The organism is Moorena sp. SIO4E2, assembly GCF_010671945.1.
Taxonomy (GTDB): Bacteria; Cyanobacteriota; Cyanobacteriia; order Cyanobacteriales; family Coleofasciculaceae; genus Moorena; species Moorena producens.
Map to the genome: position 1 here is coordinate 1 of NZ_JAAHIE010000612.1, position 4,028 is coordinate 4,028.

A 4,028-nucleotide genomic window follows, 5' to 3' on the forward strand; every position below is an offset into this window, starting at 1 on the left:
TATCAGTGCCAGACCAGTTCTGGGCATTTAATTGCCCTTGTTTAATTAAGGAAATTTCCATAGGATGCCCCAGGTTGAGTAATATCCAATCCGGTTTAAACTATAAGCACATATTATTGATGGTCTACTCTAACTTTTGGGGATATGTCAAGGCATTGGGCACATTTACCAGGGTAAACGCATCTTATTTTGAAATGCCTACTGGATATGAAATTCATACGATAAGTATTTTTGCTTATTAATTTTGAAATCTTTGTTAGGTGCGCTTGACCCATTAAGAATTTAATTCGCCACGGGTCGCACCTAATAGCTATGAGAAACGCTATCAAAGAACTTTTATAGCAACCGAAGTATAGTTTAGGACAGAGTATTTTGGTTGAAAGGGAGCAGGGAGTAGGGACTAAGGCCGTAGGCCACGCGGGGCGCGTTCGGAGCAGAAATATGTCTTAAGCTTTACTTCGACTGCTATATAGTGTCACAAACCTGAAATCTGCTGCGTCAATGTCAATAAGCCCCCTACATTCTCAATAATCTCGGAATTATTGAGAATGTGATTTGAGAAATCTGAAAAATCCTAATGGCAATTCGGCTTCGCCGACGCGGGGCGCGTTCGCAACGGTTTATTCTTTCTTGCTCAAAATACTAGGTGCGCGCCTCCAAGGCCGTGAGGGATTGCTCACGGCCTTGGGTCGCACCTAAATTTTTTCCAATTTGAAGAAAAATTGCTTTAATTAGATTTTTTTAAGTTACAATCTATACCAAATTGAGATGAGCTTACCACCCTGGGTACCTACCAGACTCCCACAACTGGAGTTATGTCAGCTAGAGTCTGCAGACCTGAGGGGGTGACAACAAGGCTAAAAACTAGACAGGGTGTAGGGTGCAAGGGTGTGGGGTGTGGGGAAAATAGAAGCGATGCAGCGCGGTCTTGGGGGTTTCCCCCATGAGCGACTGCATCAAGACAGGGAATTTGGAGTAACCCCAGCAATTTCCTTGGCCTTTAGGCCACGCTGCGCGAACGGTCTGAAACCTGATTCAACCGTCTCTTCTTGATGCAAAGCGCGAGTGGGGGAAACCACGCCAGTTGCTCATGGGGGGAACCCCCTTTGGCCTCACTGGCTCCCCTGTTCCGAAGCTGCATCGCTACCAAACTGGCCAGCTCCTGATGTTTCCCTACACCCAAAACCCCACACCCCACACCCAGTAAGATTTTTAACGCTGTTTGTCACCCCGTCAGCATTAGCAGTCACCATAGCTCAGCTTTAAAAGTCAACAATTAGAAATAGGCAAGGGAATCCTCATGAATCAACTACAGCAGTCGGAAATAATTTCTGAAACCCTGACCTTCGCAGAATCAGGTGTTCAGCCCTTTGAATTTTACAAATCCGATCGGATTGTTGTAGAGCAGGTATTTTCAAATCTCCCTTCCCTAAAAAAGGTAGCTATTAGCAGGCTTGAAAAATTAACCGAAGGTAAAAATAACCAAAATTTTAAAGTTTATACAGATAGTGGAGTTTTTGTTATCAAAGTTTGTCATACATCAGAAGTGCAGCAAATTAACAGACAAGTAGAATATGCAATTATCAAAAAAGCATATCGTGCAGATCTTGGAGTGAAGCCGATCGCATTTGACCCCAAAAACCACTCAATAATTACTGAATTTATTGATGCGCCAGTCTGGACTTTTCAAGAAATCAGAACTGCAGCAGCACTGAAGAGTTTTGGGGAATCTATCCGTAAAATTCATGAACTTTCCCCGATTAGTCATACCTATCATATTCAAGATTTACTTGATAGATACTGGCATTCATTAAAAAAATATAATGCTAATGATACAATAAAAATTAAAGATTTTTTTGAAACAATACGAAATAAATTAGATGTGTACCATCAATCGAGTGACATCAAGTTTTGCCATAACGATCTTCACTACGGAAATTTTTTGAAAGGTCAAAAAACTATATTTATGGACTGGGAAATGGCGGGAATGAATGATCTTTATTCTGATCTTGCTGCATTTATCCATTTCCACCATCTCGATAACCAGCAAACTGAGCTGTTTCTTCAAGCATACTCAAAAATATCTCTGAATAGAGATAAACTCGCCATTCACCAAGATGCCATCCTGCTCAGGGAATTACTATGGGTTCTCACCAAATTGCAAGAAGGCTATACTGACCATTATTATGCTGATTATCGGCAAAGATGTTTAAAAGCTGTTATGAATAAGCAGGCAAAGCTTTTATAAAAAGACCATGGCAAAAGTTGTGATGATTTCAGGTGCTAATCGCGGCATAGGCAAAGCAATTGGACTCAAACTCTATGAATATGGCTTTTTTCTCAGCCTTGGCGTCAGAGACTTAGATCGGGTAACCAAAGATATTCTAGAACTGCCAAAGGATAAGGTGTTATTGGTTTCTTATAATTCAGCTGATCCAAATACAGAACATGAATGGATTAAAAAAACACTCGATGTCTTTCATAGGATAGATGGCCTAATTAATAATGCTGGCATTTTTCATTCCGTGGATATTGAAGATGATAATGAGGAACTACTCGATAAAATGCTGGATGTAAATACAAAAGCACCGATACGTCTTACACGTTTGGTTTATTAAACTAAGTCAGTGAGTCACCCCACTGACTCGTCTCCAGAACCGTACGTGTAAGTTTCCCTTCATACGGCTCCTCATCATAGGAACCCTTGTCATTGGTACCTCTAGAACGGATTTTTATCTAATTCTGAGGAATTGATTTTTGTTCCGTGTTTTTTGTCGTGACAATGTAGGTGTAGTAATTCTAGATTTTTATCTAGGTCACTTCCACCTAGAGCGCGTGGTACTATATGGTGTTTTTCCAATAAATCTCCATCCCGGAAAGTGAGACCACAATGAGCGCATTTCCCTTTTTGCCGTTTCAAAAGTCTTCCCTTTTGACTGGTCCTTTCAGGATGTTTGCTCATTCTGTTATTCCAGTAAATTAGGTCTCCATCATAGGGGCTTCTGGCTTCTTTGACTTTTTTATGCCTGATGATTCCTGTTTTGGCATGTTTTGGGAGGTAATTCTCCTTATTTGTCATGAATATCCAGTTATCCTCACCAATGGTTCCCCAATATTTGCTGGTTACCCAGGCTTTTGATTTATTGTGATGCCTCCTATAACCCCATCTTTGGAGTTTGTTCCAGAGCATGCTATCGAGTTTGCTATAAACCTCTTTACTACATACTGAGCTGTAGTAATTACACCATCCACGTATAATGGGTTTTAGGTGTCTTATTAAAGCATCCTGAGGGGCAGCCTTGTGTTGGTCTATGACCTTGGAAAGCTGTTTATGATGTTCTAGGACTTTTTCCTTGGATGGTTTGATGATGGTTTTAAAACCTTGTTTTGATTGGTGTTTACCTACTTGGTAGTGACGAATGTTGAATCCTAGGAAATCAAATCCGTGGTATGTGTGGGTAATCCTTGTTTTACTTGGTTTTAATTCCAAACTCATGTCTTTCAGCCATTTATTGATGACTTCTTGACATTCTTCTACCACGTAATGGTCTTTGTGCATTATGACAAAGTCATCTGCGTATCGAATCAAGTTTAGTGCCTTTTTGTTGTCTCTTTTACTTCCCTTTAAGGATTCGGCAAATTGTTTGATTCTTTTTTCCATTCCGTGGAGGGCTATGTTCGCTAAAAGTGGTGATATTACACCCCCTTGCGGAGTTCCCTCATTTGTAAATGAGAATGTTCCCTTATCCATCACACCGGCTTTTAACCAGGACTTTATTAATCCTCTCATGGATGGGTAAGTATTTAATTTTTCTAGAAGTGCATCATGGTTGATTTTTTCAAAGCATTTGGCTATATCAGCATCTAATACCCATTTGGGCATTCTATTGATACTGTTGAATAAGCTGTTCGGCATTTAAATTGGTATAATAAAAATTAATAAATAACCCAATAATAGGAAATATGCCAGCAAAAAATTATCTGACACAAGAGCAAAAAACAATACTTCAAAAAGCCTTAAAAATAGA

General features: G+C 39.9%; 5 protein-coding genes. 4 read left to right on the forward strand and 1 reads right to left on the reverse strand.

What is annotated here, in order from left to right; all coding sequences use genetic code 11:
• From F6K37_RS34045 to F6K37_RS34060, 4 genes are all read left to right on the forward strand, one after another.
• Positions 1 to 242 (forward strand): hypothetical protein (locus tag F6K37_RS34045; RefSeq protein ID WP_287255181.1); only part of this gene is annotated, 242 nt, incomplete at its 5' end.
• Between the two features lie 655 nt (positions 243 to 897).
• The gene (locus F6K37_RS34050) at positions 898 to 1,053 is read left to right on the forward strand and encodes a hypothetical protein (RefSeq protein WP_229419856.1); all 156 of its coding nucleotides are present in this window, start codon (positions 898 to 900) and stop codon (positions 1,051 to 1,053) included.
• 247 nt (positions 1,054 to 1,300) lie between these two features.
• Positions 1,301 to 2,248, forward strand: coding sequence for a choline kinase family protein (locus F6K37_RS34055; RefSeq protein ID WP_287255184.1), 948 nt, complete (start codon positions 1,301 to 1,303; stop codon positions 2,246 to 2,248).
• A 7-nt stretch (positions 2,249 to 2,255) separates the two neighbouring features.
• On the forward strand, positions 2,256 to 2,618 hold the full coding sequence (locus tag F6K37_RS34060; RefSeq protein WP_287255186.1) for an SDR family NAD(P)-dependent oxidoreductase: 363 nt from the start codon (positions 2,256 to 2,258) through the stop codon (positions 2,616 to 2,618).
• Positions 2,619 to 2,719: 101 nt separating this feature from the next.
• Here F6K37_RS34060 and F6K37_RS34065 read toward each other — a convergent pair whose 3' ends face one another.
• A complete protein-coding gene (locus F6K37_RS34065; RefSeq protein ID WP_287255188.1) occupies positions 2,720 to 3,883 on the reverse strand; it encodes a group II intron reverse transcriptase in 1,164 nt (387 codons plus the stop codon).
• Positions 3,884 to 4,028 lie beyond the last annotated feature (145 nt).

Excerpts from the sequence above, each read along its gene's own strand:
- F6K37_RS34055 (WP_287255184.1), top strand. The coding sequence starts at position 1,301 with ATGAATCAACTACAGCAGTCGGAAATAATTTCTGAAACCCTGACCTTC.
- F6K37_RS34060 (WP_287255186.1), top strand. The coding sequence starts at position 2,256 with ATGGCAAAAGTTGTGATGATTTCAGGTGCTAATCGCGGCATAGGCAAA.
- F6K37_RS34065 (WP_287255188.1), bottom strand. The coding sequence starts at position 3,883 with ATGCCCAAATGGGTATTAGATGCTGATATAGCCAAATGCTTTGAAAAA.